This is a genomic window from Paraburkholderia steynii (assembly GCF_900100565.1).
In the GTDB taxonomy this organism is placed as follows: domain Bacteria; phylum Pseudomonadota; class Gammaproteobacteria; order Burkholderiales; family Burkholderiaceae; genus Paraburkholderia; species Paraburkholderia terrae.
Window position 1 is genome coordinate 1 of the sequence record NZ_FNDI01000045.1, and the last position, 21,595, is coordinate 21,595.

At 56.0% G+C, this 21,595-nt stretch carries 14 protein-coding genes and 1 pseudogene; 12 read left to right on the top strand and 3 right to left on the bottom strand.

Going from position 1 to position 21,595, the window contains the following annotated elements; genetic code table 11:
* Positions 1-49: 49 nt before the first annotated feature.
* From BLT65_RS42370 to istA, 3 genes and pseudogenes are all read right to left on the bottom strand, one after another.
* Positions 50-1,411, bottom strand: a complete 1,362-nt coding sequence (locus BLT65_RS42370; RefSeq protein WP_091778625.1) for an IS110 family RNA-guided transposase — start codon at positions 1,409-1,411, stop codon at positions 50-52.
* 425 nt (positions 1,412-1,836) lie between these two features.
* Positions 1,837-2,187: pseudogene (locus BLT65_RS42375) on the bottom strand (ATP-binding protein); the annotation flags it as partial.
* Positions 2,180-3,658, bottom strand: coding sequence for an IS21 family transposase (gene istA, locus BLT65_RS42380; protein ID WP_425273211.1), 1,479 nt, complete (start codon positions 3,656-3,658; stop codon positions 2,180-2,182). The pseudogene BLT65_RS42375 and the gene istA, both read right to left, overlap by 8 nt.
* Before the next feature lie 19 nt (positions 3,659-3,677).
* On the opposite strand from istA, the gene BLT65_RS42385 reads away from it, so the two are divergent.
* The 12 genes from BLT65_RS42385 to BLT65_RS42445 all read left to right on the top strand — a co-directional run bounded on the left by BLT65_RS42385 (position 3,678) and on the right by BLT65_RS42445 (position 21,489).
* Positions 3,678-4,481 (top strand): hypothetical protein, encoded by an 804-nt coding sequence (locus tag BLT65_RS42385; RefSeq protein WP_143036675.1) that lies wholly within the window; start codon positions 3,678-3,680, stop codon positions 4,479-4,481.
* A 1,530-nt stretch (positions 4,482-6,011) separates the two neighbouring features.
* Complete coding sequence (locus BLT65_RS46885; protein ID WP_143036676.1) at positions 6,012-6,449, top strand: hypothetical protein; 438 nt, start codon at positions 6,012-6,014, stop codon at positions 6,447-6,449.
* A 605-nt stretch (positions 6,450-7,054) separates the two neighbouring features.
* Positions 7,055-7,903 carry a helix-turn-helix domain-containing protein gene (locus BLT65_RS42400; RefSeq protein ID WP_091790058.1) on the top strand — a complete coding sequence of 283 codons (849 nt, stop codon included), beginning with the start codon at positions 7,055-7,057 and terminating at the stop codon, positions 7,901-7,903.
* Between the two features lie 1,800 nt (positions 7,904-9,703).
* On the top strand, positions 9,704-10,711 hold the full coding sequence (locus BLT65_RS42405) for a hypothetical protein (protein ID WP_091790060.1): 1,008 nt from the start codon (positions 9,704-9,706) through the stop codon (positions 10,709-10,711).
* A 442-nt stretch (positions 10,712-11,153) separates the two neighbouring features.
* Positions 11,154-12,404 (top strand): hypothetical protein, encoded by a 1,251-nt coding sequence (locus BLT65_RS42410; RefSeq protein ID WP_091790062.1) that lies wholly within the window; start codon positions 11,154-11,156, stop codon positions 12,402-12,404.
* 374 nt (positions 12,405-12,778) lie between these two features.
* A complete protein-coding gene (locus tag BLT65_RS42415; protein WP_341865855.1) occupies positions 12,779-13,339 on the top strand; it encodes a PDDEXK family nuclease in 561 nt (186 codons plus the stop codon).
* 27 nt (positions 13,340-13,366) lie between these two features.
* Positions 13,367-15,784 carry a Mu transposase C-terminal domain-containing protein gene (locus BLT65_RS42420; protein ID WP_091790066.1) on the top strand — a complete coding sequence of 806 codons (2,418 nt, stop codon included), beginning with the start codon at positions 13,367-13,369 and terminating at the stop codon, positions 15,782-15,784.
* A gap of 632 nt (positions 15,785-16,416) precedes the next feature.
* On the top strand, positions 16,417-18,270 hold the full coding sequence (locus BLT65_RS42425) for an ATP-binding protein (protein WP_091790068.1): 1,854 nt from the start codon (positions 16,417-16,419) through the stop codon (positions 18,268-18,270).
* Complete coding sequence (locus BLT65_RS48855) at positions 18,270-19,301, top strand: TniQ family protein (protein WP_091790070.1); 1,032 nt, start codon at positions 18,270-18,272, stop codon at positions 19,299-19,301. The genes BLT65_RS42425 and BLT65_RS48855 overlap by 1 nt, the downstream gene beginning before the upstream one ends.
* 53 nt (positions 19,302-19,354) lie before the next feature.
* On the top strand, positions 19,355-20,425 hold the full coding sequence (locus BLT65_RS48860) for a TniQ family protein (RefSeq protein WP_091790072.1): 1,071 nt from the start codon (positions 19,355-19,357) through the stop codon (positions 20,423-20,425).
* 34 nt (positions 20,426-20,459) lie between these two features.
* Positions 20,460-20,807 (top strand): hypothetical protein, encoded by a 348-nt coding sequence (locus tag BLT65_RS42440; protein ID WP_091790075.1) that lies wholly within the window; start codon positions 20,460-20,462, stop codon positions 20,805-20,807.
* A 160-nt stretch (positions 20,808-20,967) separates the two neighbouring features.
* Positions 20,968-21,489, top strand: coding sequence for an HAD domain-containing protein (locus tag BLT65_RS42445; protein WP_091790077.1), 522 nt, complete (start codon positions 20,968-20,970; stop codon positions 21,487-21,489).
* Positions 21,490-21,595: the final 106 nt, after the last annotated feature.

Below are 21,595 nucleotides of genomic sequence, written 5' to 3' on the forward strand. Positions count from 1 at the left end.
TGATCTCGTACCGACTGTCAACGCTTATTCGCGGCCTCGAAACGAGGTTCTACGCCGGTTCTGGCATGGGCTGGTTCCTGCGAGACTGGCGGACTTCGAGTGGCACTGTGAATTGCGCAGCAACGATACGCTTGCCCTCTTGAACGGTAATCGCGTTACCCTCCTGATCTCGAAGCACGTACGGCTCGCCGGTCTTCAGCACACGATAGATCCGGTTGATCAAACGCGTAGCAACTGCGCATATGGCCTGCTTGTGGTGATGCCCCTTGTTCACCATGAGGCGCCAGTACACGGCGGCAAGATCTGGATCGATCTTGCGTGCGACGTCCGCGGCGATGTACAGCGCCCGCTTGACGCGATCGCTACCGCTCTTTGTCAGCCTCTGCCCGGGCTTCTCTATGCCACCAGATGAACTTCTGGTTGGGAACATGCCGCAGAAGCCACGGATGTGATCCTCGTTACGGAAGCGTTTCGCGTAGCCGAGTACGCCGATGAGCAAGGGAGCCAGGGTCGCCCCAATGCCGGGGATGGTTCGAAGCGCATTGGACGGATGCACCCGCTGATAGATCTGTTCTACCTCACGCTCGATCGCGCTGACGTGACGATCCCACAATCGCAAATGTTCGACTTCCTGTGCCACCTCGAATTGCAGTGCAACGAAATCGACACTATCACCGTGGAGCTCGATGGTCTCCTCGGCAGCTGACTTGAGCTTCTCAACCAGCGAATCGATAAAGGGGCCGCTCTTGGGATGATTGCCTGAAGCGTGTCGCGACAGAAATCGGGCGAGCACATCGCGCCGCATGGCGACAACCTTGCGCGGATCGAATAGCTCGCCGAGAATTGCCAACGTGATCTGCGTCACTGTATCGGGTAACACAGGCTCAAGGGCCGGACAGGCCCAGCGGACGAGGTCAAGAACGCGGCGCCGCGCGGAACATACTAGTTCCTGATAGCGGTGACGTTGCTTGGTCAGTCGCTGTAGTGCATGTTGCTCGGGCCCGGGCACATGAACGGGGTCGAGGCCACGACCACCAAAGCCGGGTATTGCGCCCAATACATGCGCATCGGCCGCATCGGTCTTGGCATGCTCGCTGAGGTATTTGCGCAACGCCTTCACGCGCTGTCCCTTGACTCGAATGACCTTGATTCCGGCACGCTGCAGCCAGTTCGCCACCGGAAACCAAGCCATGCCGGTTGGTTCCATCACTGCCGTGATTGGCGTTTCCGCACCGACGCCGCTCTTGATGGCTGACACGAAACGCCTGAGGTCGGTTGAAGTCAAACGAAAGCGGATTGGTTTGCCAATCGCACGGCCATCATCAAAGATCTGCGCGACCTGTACCGCGCTGATTGCCAGATCGATGCCGACGGTTCGGTGGCGCACCGGTGCATTGCTGATAAAAGCCATGAGTTATTGTTCTCCTTATCGACGAATCAGAGGGCTCGATGCCGGGCAGCACTGCCAGGTGTTTCATTCGTGGCCGCTTGAACTTTGCAGATTCATGCGCCACCATCTCGTTACTCTTGCCTGCGCCAGCCCGAACCCTGCAACCATGGGCTTCACGTCGTCGGGACGAACTTTGCGGGCTCTCCCACGTTCTTGAGGTCGCTGGGCTCGGTGCCCGCCGGCAAGGGTACAGCGAGGGTGCAGGCGGAGTTGAACGGCGAGTCAGAATCGACATAAGCTCGGCCTCATACTCTTGCCCCTCGCCGTTCGCCCTGCGCCCGGACTCAGATAGAAAAACTATGAATTCGATGCGAAGTCGACCCGCGATCACTTCGTCGAGGCACCTTGCAGCCCCATCATCGACTTGCCCCTCGGCGTCAACTCCGCACCGCTATAGATACCTGGGTTTTGCCGGTGCCGGGTCCGCCGATGAACACGACGTTGTGTGCGCTTGCGAGAAACGCCAGATCATTCAGCTCACGGATCAGCGCTTCATCAACGCGTGCCTCCGAGAAGTCGAAGCCCTTCAGGTCGCGGTGAGCCGGGAATCGCGCGGCAGTCATCTGGTAAGCGATCGAGCGCACCTGCCGCTCGGCCGTTTCTGCCTGCAGAAGCTGCTTCATGAAGCGTTCGGGCTCGAACTCGGTGTGGCGCGATTGAGCCAGCAGTTCGGGCCAGCTGCTGGCCATGCCATGCAGCTTGAGGCTCTTGAGCTGGGCCGTGACGTCGTTAGACATGGCGATCCTCCGGTGGGTTGGTGCGCAAGCTCTCGTAGCGATCCACATCGGCGGCAGGCTCCTCGACGAGCTGGAGCTTCGTTGCGGCGATGTTCTGGTTTGCGACTGGTCCCTTCAGCCGGCTCAGGACATTGAGCACGTGGTCAACGCTTGGACGGCCTGAATCCAGCGCGGCCTGCACGGCGAGCAGTACGGCATCAAGCCCGTGTTCCGGTACAGCCGCCAGCACCTGCGTCATGACGCGGTCGCCGCCCGGGTGCTTCAGGAGATGGCGCTGAAGCTGCTGCAACGGCTGCGGCATCGTCGCAAACGGGGCGCCGTTACGTAATGCGCCCGGTTTGCGTTCCACAAGCGTGATGTAGTGGCGCCAGTCGTAGAAGGTCATGTGCCGTTCGAAGCTGCGTTCGTGGCGGGCAATCTCAAGGGCGTCGACGATGACGCTCAGATACGCGGGATAGCAACGCACGCTCACAAGCTGGTTCGTGTACTCGGTCGGTACGCTGTAACGGTTACGCTGGAAATGAATGAGGCTGGTGGACGACACACGCAGGGTCTGCTCAACGTAGCCATCAAACGGACGGGGATTGGGCATCAGCCTCGTGCGTTCGTCCTGGAGCACATCCTCAACCGTCAGCTCTGGCCACTGTGGGTGACGCATCTGCCAGGCCTGACGGCACTGGCCAGCGACCCATTCGTTCAGGATCTCCAGCGTCTCCCAGCGCCGCAGTGCGGCCTCGTGCCAGATCTGCCGACGCCGGTCCTGAACGTTCTTCTCAACGATGCCTTTCTCCCAGCCAGCGGCCCGGTTGCAGAACTCTGGCTCGAACAGGTAGTGACCACACATCGCTTCGAAACGCGCGTTGACCGCTCGCTCCTTGCCACGCCCGACCTTGTCCACAGCGGTCTTCATGTTGTCGTAGATGCCACGGCGCGGGACGCCACCGAACGCGGCAAATGCGCGTGCATGGGCATCGAACAGCATCTCGTGACTCTGTGTGGGATACGCGATCAGCCAGAAGGCACGGCTGGCGTTCAGTTTGACGTGGGCGACTTCGAGACGGCGTCGCAGACCGCCGATGAAGGCGTACTCGCAACTCCAGTCGAACTGGAATGCCTCGCCGGGTTCGAACGCCAGCGGCACATAGGCCTTCTTGCGCGGCGCTTCAGTCTGCTCCTCGTGCCAGCGTCGCACGAACGCGCTGACACGGCCGTAGCTGCCGGCATAGCCTTGTTCACGGATTGCCTCGAACATGAAGCGTGCCGTGCGCCGGTCACGCTTCGGCCGGTGACTGTCGGCCCGGAGCCAGCCCGTCAGCTGCGAAGCCCAATCGTCGATCACACTCGGACTCGCACGCTTTGGGTACTTCGGCTCGGTGGCGTCAGCCTGCCGCAGCCACGTGCGCACCGTGTTTCGGGACAGGCCCGTTCGCCTCGCAATCTCGCGCAGCGGGACCTTCTCGCGGAAATACATCCGCCGGATCTTGGCCAGTATGCCCACCGTGATCACCCTTATCGCCCCCGCTCAAAGATTGAGCAGGGCATTCAATCACGTGGGTCAAAATTCGATGAAAACTACGGCCTCAGGTGGGTCAATTCTCCGTGGACATCAACAGCTTTTCGAGAAGCTGTGCAAGATCGTCGCATACAGCCAAGCCGCAAAATCAAAAAGTGTGGAAGTCATCCTTGATGACCAACTCAAGCATGCCGTTGCAGGATACAAGGCCGTAGAGGCAGCAAAACTCAATCCGCTGGACGTCGTAGAGGACTACTGGGAGCGGATCAAGGGGATCCGAAAAAAGACCAAAATCTTCCACATGATTCAGATGGCGCGAGGCATCGTTGGCTCGCGTAGCAAGGAGGGCATTGGCAATTTCCTCGTTGATTGCGGCCTGCCGGACGAGATCAGATCCGAGACAGATATTGAGACATTCTGGACTGCCTTCCATGCACTGCGAGCGCGACTTGTTGATCGCGATTTCCCGTTCGTCAAGGAGCAAACTTCACTTTTGCATCTGTTGATGGAATTTGGTTACGATTGCGCCAAGCCGGATTCCGCTGTACTGAAAGCCGCGTTGGCTATGGGATTGATTTCTTCGATCCCGAACAAAACTGGAAGGAAAGCGGAGAGAGCGTGCGAAGAGGTTGTTCGCAAGATCCAGCAATACGCGATCGCTAGAGGCAAGCGTCCTGCCGTAATCGACTGGTACATGTTGCTTGAGGGTGGCCAGACGGGTGCTCTTAACAGGGTCAAGAAATCGGGCTATTTGCCACTCTATCGCAAGAGCAGCGCGTAATTCACCCGCAAACACGCTTAAGCCTTCGGCTAATTGCAGTCTTTGCCAGCAAGCCGCAGAAGCACCAGCGCGAACGAGCGGCCGCTTGCTTAGACAATGGGCCGTTGCTGTGGACTTCGCTGAAATGACGGAAAGGCATCGATTGTTGCCATTTGGTCTGCAACACTCCCGTCAGTCGAGCCAATATCAGTAATTTGGTAATTGCAGTCGCGCGAGCCTAGTCGAAGTCCCACGAATTCTGTTTCCTTGCAGACAGTCGCTTAAGGACGGGTGATGTGCACCTGCCAGACACCAATCGGCCCCTGCATGGCTGTGCGACGCGACCTCCAGCAGTCAATGGCAAGCCTGTTCGGCAGCGTCGCCGACGACCGGCCATGACCGTGTCAAGCCGCTGTTTGAGTTGACTGCAATCATACGACATGAGATGAAGCGGTTCGAGCCGCTACTACCGCGTGTCGCACCCGGAAGGGTCAGCGATCCATCTCCTGGCTGCCTGCGCAAGAAAACACACGCCAGTATCCAGTTCGCATCGAACCGGCTGACAGAAGCGGTCGCGCTCACGATGAGGTCAGAGTCTAGGGCTGGAGGTCAAGCTAGACAATAATATGATGATAAATATAGTTTGCTTTTGGCTGTGCACTGATCTACCTTGTCTCTGTCCGCGACGGAGAGGTGCGCCTCATGAGATTGCAGATTGCCTCTGACCTTTATCACCAGTTTGAGGGCGAAGGACTTGCGACGGCTCGGCCTCTTAGAGTGGTTGAGAACGTCGACTATTTGGTGCTGGCCGGCAGCGTGCATGCCGGCGCAGAGGTTCTGCGGCTGTACGGCCGCGCTCCCGTTCCGGTACTGTTTGTACACGGGTGCGGCGAGTTGCGGGGGCGATCTATGCCGGGTCTGCGCCGAGAACTCGCGAAAGGCGCAGCGGGCACCATGGTGCGTTACCTCGAACGCAAAACGATACGCAATGAGACGGCGCGGATCCTGGGGTGTTGTCTTTGGAGCGCGTACGAGGGCGGACCGTTCTCGTTCAGCGAATCAATGAGTGACGCCAATCGAACGCTGACGGACCACCGTCTTATACGGCGTGGCAATCAGCCATTACGTGTGCGAGACGCGCTCAATGAACATATCCGAAGCAGGAAGTGGCTTGAGACGCAGCTGTCCACACCGTTCGATGGGATAACTATAGTTATCTCACATTTTGCACCTAGTTATCGGTCTCTTCCGGCTTATATGAGAGAAACTCCTGCCGCAGCGTGGTATGCGTCGGCGTTGGATTCGCTTGTTCAGATGGCGGATGTGTGGATACACGGCAGAGTGCCAGACACCGTTGACTATGCGGTTCGGTCAACGAGGGTAGTTTGCAACGCGAGAGGTCTGCCGTGGGAAACCAACCTCCCACGACGGCAATTTGATTCGGCGTTCACGATCGATGTGTGAACTGTACGGTTGAGATTCAAACTTTACGGACTTCGTCCGCAAGAAGTCCCGCATGAACTCTAATGCTACCGCTCAAGGGAGCGAAAAATGCAAAGTCTGGGACCCGTGTTCTGGCAATCAGTCGCCTATCAAGGACCATTCACTGATCATGGCCCAACAACATCGTTCGCATGGGCCGCGCATGGGGCGTCGAATGAGAAACTTAACCGTCCAGTTGCGCAGGACGACGCAACGCAATGCCTGTTATCGATGCGGATGCTATTTGAGCATTACCTTCGCGATGATCGGTTGAGGGGAGCGAACGGTGAAATCAATGAGGCCATGACTGTCATCGTAGAGCGATTCCAGAGTGAAGAGTTTGTTGAGGGCAAGCTAGTCGCACGGATCAATATCGAGCGCTGCGAGGATAAAGCAAAGGCATGGCTAGTCAAAGATGACGACATCTCGGTGTTCCTCGGTGAAGTGATTCTGCATGATGAGGAGGGAGCATGGCAGTTCTTTGTGCGTCTTCTCGCTGATCTCTAGAAAGAACGTCTGATCCGGCATGCAGGATCTTAGGTAGTCGCGTGATCGATTGCGAGAAGAAGCAAGGAGGCAGAACGAGCTAAAAACCCAGATTTGCCAGCGAGCGCTGTGAGGAGGGAGTCGGATCGGTGATCGAAGCGCTTGCTTGTCTATGCTATTTTCAATGCGCAGTGACGGAGGAAACTCAACGATAGGAGGATCATTGAAAATTCTTATCTGTCGAATGTAAAAAGTTCGCTACCGGAAGAAGAAAGCGACCTGGTCGACAAACCGACGCAGTCAAAGAACGACGTATCGGAGAGCAATTCTTCTCCCGGCGCGTGACGAATGTACTATTGTCAAAGCAGACTTGGAGAAGCTCTATTTGTTAAGAAATCCTCTGACTTGCAATGGAATCAGGGTGCATGACCACGGTCATGCGCATCGGGTTCGTGGACTTCCACTTTCAGCGAAAGCCGCAAATCTTTAGTTTTGTACACATCAGCTGTCCGCAAAGCATCCACGGGGGCATCCGTAGACGTCGTCGAGATTGGCCGGTGAATTTTTGAATTCACGGTGCTAACATGAAGTCGCTATAACGGATGCCAAACTGAGCGGATGTTGCGATGAGAAAGAGCGCGGAAGACGACGACCTGGAAGAAGCCGGGATGGACGTCCTGACACGTGGGTTCAGCGTCCTTGAGGCATTCCGTCCGCTAAACCCGTGGCTATCGATACATGAAATAGCCGATGCGACGTCGATGCCGAGATCGACAGTTGGTCGTCTTGTGGCGACGCTCCTCGGAGCGCACTATCTTGAGATGGAGAGGCAGACAGGCAAGTTGCGACTGGGGCAACGCGCAACAGCGCTCACGCTACGTGAAATGCCCGCCGCTGACGTAATGCTGCTCGTGAGAGAGTGGTTTCAGGCCGTGGTTGACCCGACCTCAGCAGAGCTTCGCATCTATAAGCACGACCGGAATGGAATCAGGAAGCTTGACGTCCTGCGATCATTTTTGCGTGTCCCAGCCAAACTTCCGCAAGATGCGCCGCACGCCGGCTTGGACGATATTATTCTGGCCGTGATCTCGAATGGGGCTCAGCACGCGATCGATGCAGCAGCGACAGACGCCTGCGATTCGCACGACGACGGAGCAGCAATTTCGTTGCAAGCGAGATTTGCCGAGGAACTTAATTACAAGGGCTTCGCGACCAGACGCGGCTACGCGGGAGTCGAAACGCTCAATGCGGTAGTCACGACGATGCATCTGACCCAAGCAGACGAGATCTATGTGTTCGAACTCGTCGGAACAGCCAGTGAACTATCGACGCGCGTGATCGATTTCGAACTCGGGCCGGCTCTGGCGGCGGCAAGACGTAGAGTCGCCGCCGAACTTGAGCGGTTCAGCGAGCCGCAATCATCGAGTCGGCAACAGCATCGGCAGCGTTCCGCAAAACGCGCTCTAGCCCCCTAGACCTGTCAGCCACGCAGGCGACGGCCGCGACGACGCCGCCGTCCCTTCGGACGGGAGCTACCAACACAACCTCGTTATCTGACCCTGGGACCAGGCAATAGCCGCCGTGCATTTCGAATTGAGCGAACGCCTGGTACAACTGGGCCAGGTCGCGTGCAGTTGCCACCAGTTTAATCTGAGCAATCAGGCTTTCTCGACGCTCGGACGACTCCGCCCAAAGCCAGGCAAGGCCGAGCGGCGTGCGATATATCGCCTCAGCACTTCGGAACGGTGTCCCGTTGTGAGTATCAGCGGATGACCAGAGCGCGACGGGGTACATGCGAAGGCCGCTTCGGACGGCTACTGTGACTGAAGCTCGTTGTCGGCCCACAAAGAGGGCCGTCAGGGCCTGAGGGGCGAGCGGAGGAGGTAGTTCCTCTCCAGCGATGTCGTCCGTTCCGAAACGGGCGTCGCTTATCCAGTCAAATCTGTTCGTTGGCCAGTATCGACGGGACCCCGCCAACGCTTCTATATAGCCGAGGCTGACCAGCCTGAACAACATGCGGCGCACGACGATGACCGACGCGCCGACTCGCGCAGCTACTTCCTCCGCCGTAAGTGCACGAACGCCCGGCCGATGCAGCTCGAGAATCTCGAGCGCGAGCAGGAATTTGCTGCCATACGCCGGCCCGCGCCCACCTGCGCCGGCGCAAGAGATACCGTCTGTGCCCATACGCTCGCTCCGCTCCCGTGAGGACGGGTTCATATCGTAGCATTCAACTCATGCCGAGATTCATCCCTAATTTCGAGGAAGGTCAGTGTCCTCCGGAGGAGTAGAGCGCAGCGACCGGCCAGAACTCACACGAGCGGAGTCAGCGGAACGCTGCAATCAAAGTAGGTATTTACCCGTATATGAATGGCATGACGACGTGAGCGGTTGTCATGCGCCTGGCGCTACAAGCATGGAAAACGGGTTCAGACGTTGGCTCTCGCAGGTCGGATGAATGCGGATTGCAGCGGAGGACGGGATCCACATTCGTAGCCGAATGCGTTGTCGATTCGACCTTGCGCATCGCTGTTTCGGATGTTTTTTGGCCAATTGAAAAATGGTCGGGCACAGCGCTCGCCTCTTATCAAATGATCACCCTAAGGCTTATCAAATGCTGTGCTGAGTGAGTAAGGAAAGGAATATTGATCGTCTAAAGATGGGCTCGTTCACAAGTAAAGCAGCTTATTAACGTGCTGAATTTGCATTGCACGGAAATTTGAAAATGTTCGATAAAATGCTTTGAAGTGTTTTCAATTCTGTCAAGTAAATGGTGTGTTTTCAAATCGCTGCAAGCTATGCTGGTCGGGAATTCCGAAGATTTCTGCTTTTGAAAAAACGTAATAAAAAAATATTGATTCGTAAAGCTTGGAAATTCAAGATGGCATTGCTCGACAGCGAAAGCAGAGATTGTTCCAGCCGACAAAAAGAAGTGGCGCTATCTTGAAACGGTCAGTGAACTTTCATTCGGCAACATCTAATCGTTGTTGTCGCAAATTGATCATAAAATCACTTGGTGTTTGATTGCGAGCCGTCTATGCTTCCCAAACTATCGCAAACGTTTCCTCCCTGTTAGGTGAAGAAGGCAGGTTTGATGCACGGGGAGGGATTGTGAGTGGGGCGCAGTACCTAGGCTAACCACTGCGAGTACGGAGTGCCCTGACGAAGCGTCGCACTCGCAAACCTCGACCGCCGGGCTATACCGGGGCGGCAGCGGTACTGCGCCCTAGAGATTATGCTCCTGGTCGGCTGCGGAGTCGAGAAAGGAGATTGTTATGTACTGCGAATCGAATGCGGATGAAGTATCGCGCATCGAAACTGATGATAGGGGAGGGGGTGCGCCACCAACTGGCAATGTCGTAGTCCGGAACGAGCGGACGGGCGGATTTGGTACCGCTATCGACCAGGCTAAAGCCGCAGGGTTGCTGTTGGCCCTAGAGCAATGCCACTTCCATCGGCTCCGGTGCTCGGTTTGCCTAACAGCGCTCCCGCGCCATGTGTCAGAGCAGATCGCAGATTTGCTACGGGATGAATACCGGCCGAAAGGCGTCGTCGTCGAGAGGATCAGCGTACGGTCGACTCGGACGACAACCTGCGCGGAGGTGCTCTTTCAGTTCAGGGCGTATGCCAGGGCTTACACAGCCATTCATCGGCGCGCAATCGTGGTTGTGGAAGGAGCGCAGGACATTCGCGGCATCAAGCGCGCCATGCTTGAGCTGCGCGCATTCGACGCTGGATTGGCCTCTTTGGTAATCCTCGGAACGAATAACGTCGGTACTTCATCGCCAAAAATGCCAATGACCACCGCCGATGCGGCATTGGCGTTCCGGTGCGCGTGGAATGAACTCCGCTTGAGGAACGCAGCCTACACCGTCATCGAAGATTCGCTCACTCGGGAACTCGATGAATTCACCAACGTTACTTTGTCTCTGCGGTGGGGGCATTGTCTTGAACGAGATGAGGTTCGGGTTGCGCGCGACATCTTCGACTCGGTATTGGGGAAGCTTCGCCCTGAGGCGGCTCTCAACGCCATCAGGAACGCAGCGAATGGTTCGATTGAGGCCATGGCAGCCTTGGCCTATCGGCTCGAGCTCGAACTCCGGACGCGAGCCACGGACCGGCCGCTTGATATGCGTCCTTTTCTCGCTCGGGCGGCACGTTACGGTAAGTTGATGAACGCTGCTGGGGCTGCTGGATACGACCGTCCGCTGCGACATGCGCGCATGAGTCGCTCGATTGATCCTCACTGGACGAATTTTTTCGAGACGATCCGTCGCTGCTAGGCCGTCTTTCCTCCTTGCTATCTCGGCCTGCGAGCTTCGTTCGCAGGCTGTTTCACATTTCATCACCAAGTCACCGCATTTGTCCGTGCCCCTTTCAATCTTCGGGGTTGCATCGTTGGCCCGAAATGTAGGTAAAAAGCATATACAAAACATAGGGTTATAGAGTTTTTGCGCCGAAATCCTTGCGTTCTGGGGATTTGGTTGTAGAGTTCGTCCCGACTGCGAGGGTCGCACTGGAAGTCCTTGCCTTTGAGTGACGGCCTGGACGTAGGACCTGATACCACACCTCGTATCTGCTCGTGATTTGCACGCGTTGTCGTCGGTACGACTGGCCGCGAGCAATCCAACTTCCCCATTTGGGGACATCCACCTCTGGTCCTCGACCGCTCGCGCGACAGCGTGCGTGTGTGTGTGCGGCCGAGTCCAATTCAGGAGAGAAAAAATGGCTTGCGTACAGTGCGTCACGCGTCAAATTTTTTCGGAGCAGATTACAGGGACAGAGCTGCCTCTCGTCACGGTCGCCCGCCATCAGTTCGACATGAATCTGGTTGTTGAACAGTCCGAGAAATCGGACCTAACGATCATTCTTGGGCAGATGACGGGCCCAGACATGCTCGATTTAGGCAGGATCAGAAACCAAACCGCTTGGATCCCTGATGTCGATGACTGCGCGGCGCAGAACGACTTCGACGTGGTGCGGCGTGAGAGGTCGGTCGGATGTCTGAACGTAGCGGGTGCGTCGCTTGTCCCGCCGAACACGGGCCGGGGGCGCGAAGCGCCAGGCGAGGCAGAAGCCGCGTTGTCGGACAGTCGGATGGCAGCGTTCAGGCGCGATGCGGAGTTTCTTCGCGATGTTTCCAACCGCCGACCGGCGGACGGGCAGATAACGCTGGTGGCCACCGCTGGCCACTGTCCGCCGCTACTAGCAACGGGTTCGGACATTCGCGAGACCCTCCGCCAGATCGGCGGGCGGATCGAACGGGAGTTGCGGATTCCGTCAACAGAACTGAGCCGGCTCTCTCGAGCGATTCGTTGCGACATTGCGCGATACGCCGCAATACACGTTGACCGGAACGGAGTCTGGCTGCCACAAATGCCCCTGCTCCCTGTGACGGTCAAGGGAAATGTTCTGCTGGGTGCTCGATTTGATATGCAGGAGATCGTGGGCGAGAACGTTACATCGTTCTCGGTGGCAGACATGCTCTTTCGTCGAAGCCCGCGATTTCTCGGAAAGGAGGAGCCAATCCTTCTGCGAGACCACGTTTTCATTTGGGCGCGCGCGGTGAATTTTGCGTCGCGCTTTCTCAGCGATGCCGGTCACACAGGCGTAATCGAGGCGCTGCCAATCTCCGCCCTCGGCTCGGCGGCGCCCATTCCGATTGGTGTGTTTATTCAGGACATTGACGAGAACAGGGCTCGAGAAATTGGATGCACGCTCAACGAGGCAATTTCTCAGGTGACGCCAGGGGCACAAACATATTTCTGCGTGGCCGAGGTCGGCTCGGTTGAGGACGTTGCGAGTCTGGTGAAAGTTCTCGACAAACCAACCCTGGATCTCATTGCATCAGTGGTGTCTGATCACGTGCGTGAGACCCAGCTTCTATCCGAGAATCAGGCGCGTAGCGCCGCGCAGCGCTCGAGTAAAGAAGCTCGACAGAACCAGGCACCTGAACACGAACTCTTGCTCGAGTAGCCGGCTGGAGACGAGGGAGTGAGAAATCCACCGCGACGGATCACCGATGCGGACGAGGATCCGTCGTACTCGCGAACACGTGGCAAGCAATTCGGTGAAGTGATCAGCGACGGTTTAGTGCGATTCGTGGAGATAGGGAGGAACAGATGGGACAGGCCAAAGATTTTTCACGACCGGGTGTCCGATTGTCGGCGGGACAGTCACGAGGCCGCTCTCATAGACTCGCAGACGCTCGATTCGGAAACGGCATAATCTATCTCGCCTCTGATTGCGAACTCTCGGTCTACCTCCACCGATATTTCCAGCCAGAAACTGTGCACATCGCAACACAGGTCGACTGCGAACCCCTCGAGAGCCAACGCCTCGCGCGCGAGATGAACGTCTCACATCCGCGCGACAGGGCCGGAAAAATGTGGACCATATCCACCGACCTGGTGGTCACGTCAGAGCGGGACGAGAAGACAATCAAGGGAGCGGTTAACGTCAAGCATTTTTTATTCGATACGTCTGAGCGCAGATTTCGAGCGCTGTGCACAGTGGAGCGCGCTTACTACCGTCAGCAAGGGGCGACGTGGAGTCTTTGCCTCAGTAGGGGACTCAATACGGCATGGGCGAGAAACCTGTTGTGGTTGTATCCGCTGGCCGACGAATATTACCGTCGTGGATTCACAGATGCGGAGACCATCGCCCACGCGATCCTGCTCAGAGGGCTACGACGATTTTCCCACCTCAATACGATGATGGAGGCCTGTTTCCATATCACAAAGGAATCCGGGCTCCGACCCGGCGCGGTGGTCAGGGCGTATCGGTCTTTGCTCGCAACACGTCATATCTGGACCGACATGAATGTGCAAGACCTCATGGCTGCGTCGCCCTCTGCGATACGTGTATTGCAGAAGCCAGTCGGTAGAGCCATTGAAAACAGGCGCGAATGAGTCAGTACTCGAAGGAGGACAACTTATATGCCAATGAAGGTGCATCACGCGAGGGCTATTGCACTCCGTGAGTTGTATCAGGAGGTTGAAACAGGCGACATTTACCGCGTTGTGTACACCGGGCTGGGCCAGGAGTTCACATTTCTTGCTGAGATTCTCGGCGAACGGTTGTCGATACGGCGATATCGGACTACCGAGTTCCGCGAGTTGAGTGAGGAGGGCAACCCTCGTCGGGCTTACATTCCATACGCTCCTGATCCGTTTTCGGTCTCAGAAAGGAGCATCAGACAGACGCCTACAAGTTTGGCAAAGTCGGTGAGCAACTGGGAAATTCTATCTCCGCTCGTAGAGACATATGAAGCAGGGCAGTGGCTGGTGAAAAGCCTGGTCGACGAAACGAAACGTTTTGCGATCCTTCAGGAATACGCGAGGCGCTCAGGATACAAGCTGCCACTACTATACAAGTTGTTTCGCCGCTACCTGCAGCGCGGGATGAACGAGGATGCGCTACGCAGCGACTATGGAAATTGCGGAGCACTGCGCACAAATGCGGCCTTAACTCGAAAGGAGGGTAAATCAGGGGCGATTGAGAGCAAGCCGATACGGCGTCAGTACACGAAAAGGCCAGGGGCGCCGCCACAAGACTTAACGTATCAGTATGCGCTACCGTCCTTGGAACTCGAGAGGCTGATTTGCCAGCATCTGGATATCTACGCTACGTGGCGGCGCGGAGTGTGGATTGTGCCTGCAGCAGCGAAGGCATTGGGACGGCGATTGCGTGAACGGCCGCGTTATGAAAACGGGTTGCTAAAGGTCAGCCTACGTCGGGCAGTGACGGCCAGGCTGCCCTCAAAGGACCACCGTCCGGTACGCGGGAAGCGAAGTAAGCCCACGTTCCAGGATCTTGCCGACAGCGTGAATTTCCTCCTACGGCGGGAGATATCGCTTTGGGATGGCCCGAGACTCACGTTTGTCAAGCTGAGGTGCACAGATGTTGTCACGGCCCGTCAGGTGCAATGGCAGTGGACCAAAAGTTTGCCGAACTTTGTTCGACGACGACGACGCCACCCCGGAGAAGATACAGTCGATCGTCGAAGTCCGCCACCACCAGGCCGTGCGCGCCAGCACGTCACAGCACCGGGCCAGTTGTTTCTGCTGGACTCGACCGTGCTTGATCTTTATGTTGTGTCTGCGCTTGACCGTCGCATTGTATTGGGCAGGCCAACTTTATATCTCGCGGTCGACCTGTTCAGCGGATTAATCGTCGGGCTTTACCTGGGCCTTGAGAATCCGTCGCGGGAGGCGGCGGCGCTGGCAATGTGTAACGTCGTTACCAACAAAAAGCAGTTCTGCGCAGAGTACGGCCTTCAGATTGCGGAGTCCGATTGGCCGGCGCAATACCTGCCATTCGAAATAGGCGCGGATCGTGGTGCTGAATTCACGAGCGCAGAGCCGTGGACGGGTCTGGCGCGCCAGTTTGGCATCGGCATTTGCAACTCACCTGTCCGAACACCGGCCGCGCGTGGCGTTGGCGAACGCCGCTTCGGAATCGTCACGCGTGGCTTTCAGAAGGCGGTGTTCGGAACGGTAGAGCGCGATTTCGGCACTCGTACTGCCAGACGGTATGCATGGGATGCCTGTTACACCTGCGCCGACGTAATGACGATGCTGCTTCGTGCGATTGACGTCTATCACCGGCATCCGTCATCAGGAGACCAACCGCCTCCTGTCGATATGGTTCGTGCCGGGCTTGCCGACACGCCATTGAACCGGTGGAACTGGGGTGTTGAGAATGCAGGCGGTCTGTTGAGGTCTGTAGATGTTGAGGATATGCGGCAGGCTACGTGGCCGAAAGCGAGGGCGCGCCTGTACCGGAGCGGAATCCTGTTTCGGGGAGCCTGGTATCTGTGCAAACCACTGCAGGAAGAGTTTTTCGATCCGGCTCGAGGCAAAGGCAAAAGCCGCAGTATGTCTGTCGAGGTTCAGTACGACCCCAGTGACATGGGCGAGGTACGTGTTGCGCTCTACAACTACCATGAGACAGCCACGATTGATCCCAATCGCAACGTTTATCCACTAGCTGGTGTATCGCTGGCTGAATGGCTGGAAATACGGTCAGCCAATCGGGTCAATCGTCGACGTACCCTTCTCGAAGAGCAGGCACGCCGCTTCATGGCGAATCACAACAACCAGGTTGAAGACGAATTGTCAGCAGCAGCACAACGCGACGCCCTTCGAGATTGCAGAGCAAAGCATCCCGATGATACAGATATGAAGGGCGCACGAGCGAAGCAGCGGCAGCGGGACAGAAATAAGAACAGGAAGGGGAACCGGGGCGAGAAGCCGTCGGAGCAGCCGGAAACAGTTGTCGGTGAAGTGACCATCGATAACATCGCGGAGGACGAGCTGCTTCGCGACACGATATACGAAACCGAGCATGTATGAGTCTCAAATCAACGAATCTGGAGGGTATATGGGTAGCCTCGACGGTATTTCGATCTCGTGTTTTGACGTCGCTTCGGGCAACAGCGAGATGGGTGTGATTGAGGACCGTGCCATCTACTGGAACGGTGCTCAGTATCCGTGCTCCGAGTATCTTTCGGCGCTCTGGGAGTCGGGTTGGCATGAACCCGACGCAATCCATGATCCGAGCGTGTATGTCCGCGTAGATCGAACCAATGTTCTCGATATCCGCGTCGTGATTTGCGGACAAGAGGAGGTGTGCCGGCTCGCTGAAGATCCACACATTCTTACGCGAACGATGCTCTCTAATTTCCGTCGCGCATCATGGGCATCTGATACGAGGCCGATGCGTGAGACCGAGCTGACATCGGGGCTCCGGTGTGGCACAGCCTCTCGGACCTCGTATCCACGGACGCTATCCACGGTCCTTCGACTTCAAACCGTACAACGTCGTACCCGCGACCACAGGACAAAGTCGCGACGGTCATGGCACAAAGCGAGGATCAGCTGGACACTTCGTGCAGTTCAAGCTGCTTTATAGATGTATCTGATGGACAAACTAACCGCCGCGTCGTCTCAAAGAGCACGCGGCGGTTTCTTTTGGAGGGTGAGATATGGCTGAATCGAACGATCTCAATCTGACGTTGGAGCGACCAGCGGAAGAGCCTGAGAGGTCGAAGCCGGCGAAAGTGGCGAAAATGAATATCCCTAAGATCCACTCATTTCTTGAAGATCCGACCAACTACCAGGTTCAAGCGGTCTACCACGATCCAACGCTTGAACTTCCTGAATATATGGAAAATCCGCTGATTCTCGCACTACCGCCGTATCAGGATCGGGCGACGATGGCGAACATAATTCGGACGATGTATCTGGTTCCCTACGATAACGAGGTCCGAAAATGGTCGAAAGAACTGAGAATCATGGCACTTTCCAGAATTGCGCGGAACGTTATTGTGCTGCCGGTTCACATCAAGCTCCTTGAGTGGATTCACGTGCAGATTCGCCAGCATTATCATCGGGCGCCCGCCCTTGGGGCACCCCAGAATCTACAGGAGCGTTATGCACGTCAGCAATCCGGGTCGATCGAAATGCTGGAAGAAGCGCGTCAGTCACATTCTTCTTCTCTTGCGGTGATTGGTCTGTCGGGTCTTGGAAAATCGACGGCTGCAATACTGGCTGTCACCCAGTTTCCTCGAGTCATCATTCATAAGGAATTTCGAGACAAACCCTTCAGGGGAGCTCAGATCGTATACATCTACGAAACGTGTCCACACAATTCTAATGTGGGGGCTTTGTGCAGATCCATACTTGGCCAGGTAGATGCTCATCTTGACACGCACTATGAGGTCGAAATGATGAGTCGACGAGCCAACACGGCAGACTACGTGGATAAGGTTTGCCGTGTGCTCAAACACCATGCAGTCGGCCTTCTCGTTATCGACGAGATACAGAACGCCTTGATAAGACAGGAGGAGCGGCAGATGCTGGACCTGCTTGTGAATATGCTGAACAGGCAGGCTTGTCCTGTGCTGTTCCTTGGGACGCCAGAGACGAAACTGATTGCCCCCAAAAAGTCGAGACTACTGCGTCGTATTGGCGCTCATGAGGTTTGCATGGACCCGTTTCGCAAAGGAGCTGGAGCAAAGGGGGCAAAGGACCGGGATTTTTTCTTGAAGGCGGTCACACGGTTGGATTTCCTTCCGAAGCCATTCGTCGACAAAAAGGGGGTATTCGACGCGCTGATGACCGTGAGCGCGGGGATTCCAGCGTTTATAACTCACGCATGGACGGTGACCCAATACGCGGGGATTGTCGGCAAGAACGTCGAGATGGTTACTCCCGACCTGGTGCATGCCGCCACGCGAGAAGTGTTTGGAATGGTGAAAGGCTTAATCAAGGCTATCGAGACAAAGGACTATAAAACGCTCGCACTGATCGGAGACGCAGCGCTCGGCGAGCTTCGTGACAAAATCACTCATTGGGTGACCGAGCGTGATTCGACTGAATTCCATGCGGCGCGAATGGAGCAACAAACGATAGACCGGTTCTACGCGACTGTCAGGATGCTGATGGAGCTTGGATTCGGACGGGGTGACGCCGAACGCGATGTCGGGACGGTACAAAAGGAATGCCCTGAGATTGATGCGAAGGAGACCTTGCGTCGAGTCCTCGATATGTACCGCGATCCGAAATTCAAGACCTCGAACGGGAGTAGTAGCGAGCGGAGCGAGGGGAACGGCCGTAAGGGAGCCGAAGCGCAAGCTGGGAAGCCGGGTGAAGAAGGCGCGCCTGTTGCACAAGAAGGAGGTTCCGCAGCATTCGGTACGTTCAACCGGAGGAAGGGGAAAGGCGATCCCCGTTCGGAGACAGCGCAGGCTGACCGCTCCGGCTCTGAGGGTAAGTCGCAGGAACGTGACGTCGAGTTGACCGACAGTCTCGATCCCGCATCGGCCGAGACTATCTGATGGCGATCTTCCTGCCTCCACTGGATAATGGAGAAGCGCTGTTCAGTGCTGTTGCCAGATATGGCGACCAGATGCAGGTAACAAACTGGAAGGCGCTTCTCCAATGTGTGTTCGGATATGCGCCTCGATTACATCCTGCGTTTCTCCAAAATCTTGACCATCTCGCGTCCCAGACCGAGTTCTGTTGGGGAATGAGTGCAGAGCAGTTGATCACCGGACACACACTGATTCCCTATCTGATTCACTTCAAGGACGATCGCACCGGCGGCGGTATTAAGCGGGCGGCTCTCGGTGCTCTCAATGAGCCGCGACTTGCGAACCGGCACTTCCGCACCTGGCGGAAAACATTGCGCTTATGCAGTCAGTGCGTGGAAGATGACCTCAGAGCCGACCGGACACCCTATTGGCGGCGCGACCACCATCTTCCATGCGTCCTCGTCTGCGAAAGGCATAACACGAGGCTGCGAGAGTACGCCTACCGGGAAGTGTGGGGGCAGCGATGGCCCACCCCCGAACGGCTGGTAGGCCTCCAGGGTCTACCGCCGCTTATATCTGGCGCGTTTAATCCCGTGTGGAGATCAGTTGCCCAATTCGCGGGACGGTTACTTGATTCTGGTTGGACGCGTATTCAAAACAACTCACCAGACAGCTGGGAGAGGATCTTAAGGTCCCACTATTCGCTCGAGAACGAAGCGGGCCGGGCCGACTTTCGTTGGTCGTTCGAGGTTGCATTTGGCAGAAACGCTCTGCGGGCATTCAATGTGCCGCTATCCGGAAGTTGCGATTGGCTTTGCGGTCGACTGGAAGGTCGCTACCGATCGCTGGCACCTGTCGTCGATGTTCTCATAGCGGTGTTCTGCAGATTCCTTCAGCCATTTGATCCACGACTGGACTGGCCGGGATGTGTTGAAACCGTGAGCACTACCGGGCCTGATCATTCGGTAGGCTGGATCACCTTAGCGGGAAACCGATGTCACGCGATTTGCTGTTGCGGAACCAGATTTTCGTTTCCGATGTCACCACGCAGGTAGCAATCGTCCAGACTGACCGCACACGAGCGAGGCCCCGTGATAAGGAGTAGTCGATGGCCATTTATCTTTTCGCTCCGTACGACGACGAATTGCTACACGGATTGGTTTACCGGTACATAGAACATATGGGGGTTCACTCGCTCTCCCACTTTCGCGGGCTGACGAAGAACAGCCTTGATCTTGATTGGTGGGCAAGGGAGACTGCTGTCAGCGTGGGAATGACGGCCCGTCAAATTGCAGATAGGTTGACGCTAAGACCGTTCCTTTCAGCAACGCGCTGGTGGTCGATCCTGTGCAACGACGCTAGCCATCCCCCGCAAGGGCAGCAGCTACTTAAATCGCCTCGTGGCCCTCGTACGCTCAGATTTTGTCGAACGTGCTTCGTTCAGGACCACCGGATGGGACGGTCTCCATATTGGAGGCGTTCTCATCAGCTGCCCGGCTCGTTTTTCTGCCATATCCATGGGGAAACCTTGTACGAAACCGGTCGGGGACTTCGGCATCGCGAGCAATATGATATCGACACAGCTCTTTCGATGGGAGTACGCATCAAACTGGATTTGACCGAAACTCAGAAGAGCAATTGCGTGTCATTGGCGAAGATGGTCCATTGGATCTTGATCTCCGCTTCGGGACCGGGGACCATTCGGCATGCAGTTACGCGCTCGCGATTTCGATTTGAATTCGTTACGCCGACAGAAGAGGTAATCCGGTCGATTACCAAAACCGACCATGTCATGTCCAGCATTCTTGACCACTACGGTAAGTCGTTCATCGATTTATGTAGGGATACTTCTACAGCGAACGTGCTAATGACGTCCTATCCAATGGGACGTCTCGAAGTACTGTTGTCACACTCATTGATTGAAGCATCGTTGGATTTTATGTGGCCGAAATGCGTCAATGTTCAAGCACATCCCAAGAATGACGTCAGAGTTAACGCAGTAAAGCGAACCTCGAGTGGTTGGACCGCAGCCTGTTTGTGTGGCTGCACTTTCGACTACGTAGTGTCCACGATTTCGAAAGATGCAGCACGCTTTGAGATTACGAGCATCCGTTTGCCACCAACGGATGTGCGCCCAGTCGACACACCCGAGGAACATAAGTCGGGGTGCAGCTCGTGACTCAGGGAGCTTCGAGAAGCAGGAGTGATACCCGATGATCGAGAAACATGAGATTCCAGATGATTTTCCGCGAGGTGAACTGTTCGGTGCGGCAGCAGGGTCACGGACGGAAATGCTCGTGCAGTTGCACGACAGATTCTATCTATGTGGCGTAATACCAGAGGAAATAGTGCGGGAGAGGTATCTAGTAATTGAAGACTTGGCTCAGCAGCTTGCGTTGTGTTGCTCTCGAAGAGCTATCGAAGATCCTTCATGGTCCTTCCAGCATGATTTCGAAACCATGTGCCGAGGAGTAAGGCAAAGGATTGCGCAAGGGATCTGGAGCATCTCAGACCCCGAGTACGAATGGTTGATACGGCGAACGAAGGCGATTTTTGAATAGTGCGGTGCGGTCGGTGCATTGTAGCCAGTCAAATAGAGCGTCTCGGCGGGGCGTTATGCCCGACAGAGAGCGATATCCAAAGCAGCTTGTCCCGGGAGAAAGTACCGTTCTTCGACGTTGGTGTTCTGCGCAACCCGTCAGGTGTTGCTATTGGAATGACATGAACCAGAGAGACCGTATTGAGAGTGAATCGACATCAGAACGACACGTTTTGTTTTTGGATTTTGACGGGACAACTCACAGGCAGAGCGCGCTGCGGACAAGGCGTGGCATTGTCAGTAGCGCGCCTAACATCAAGCTCTTTGAGTTCGCTCCCGTTTTGGTCGATTGTATTAAACCGTATCCGCAACTGGAAATAGTACTTTCGACATCATGGGTGCGGGCGTTGGGTTATCAACGAGCGAAAAACGCGTTGCCGGTGGAACTTCGAGAGCGGGTTGTGGGTGCCACGTACCACTCAAAATTCTACGACGCCTGGGCATGGCCTGTGATTGGTAGGGGCATACAAGTTCTACGGTATGTCCAAACACATCATCTGACTCGTTGGGTCGCGATCGACGATGAAATTGATGGTTTTGAAGAATTCTTGAATCATGTAGTGCGGTGCGACGTGATGTTGGGCCTGGGCGATGAAGCAACTCAACGTCTACTTCGCATTCGACTTGCCGAGCAGTTTGGATGAAACGGTCATCAACTTGGGTTCATTGGCGAAGCGACGCGGTAGCTGATTCAAACTTAACCCCGCTGAGACGATATCCATGCGAAATGGGCCCGATATTTGACGATGC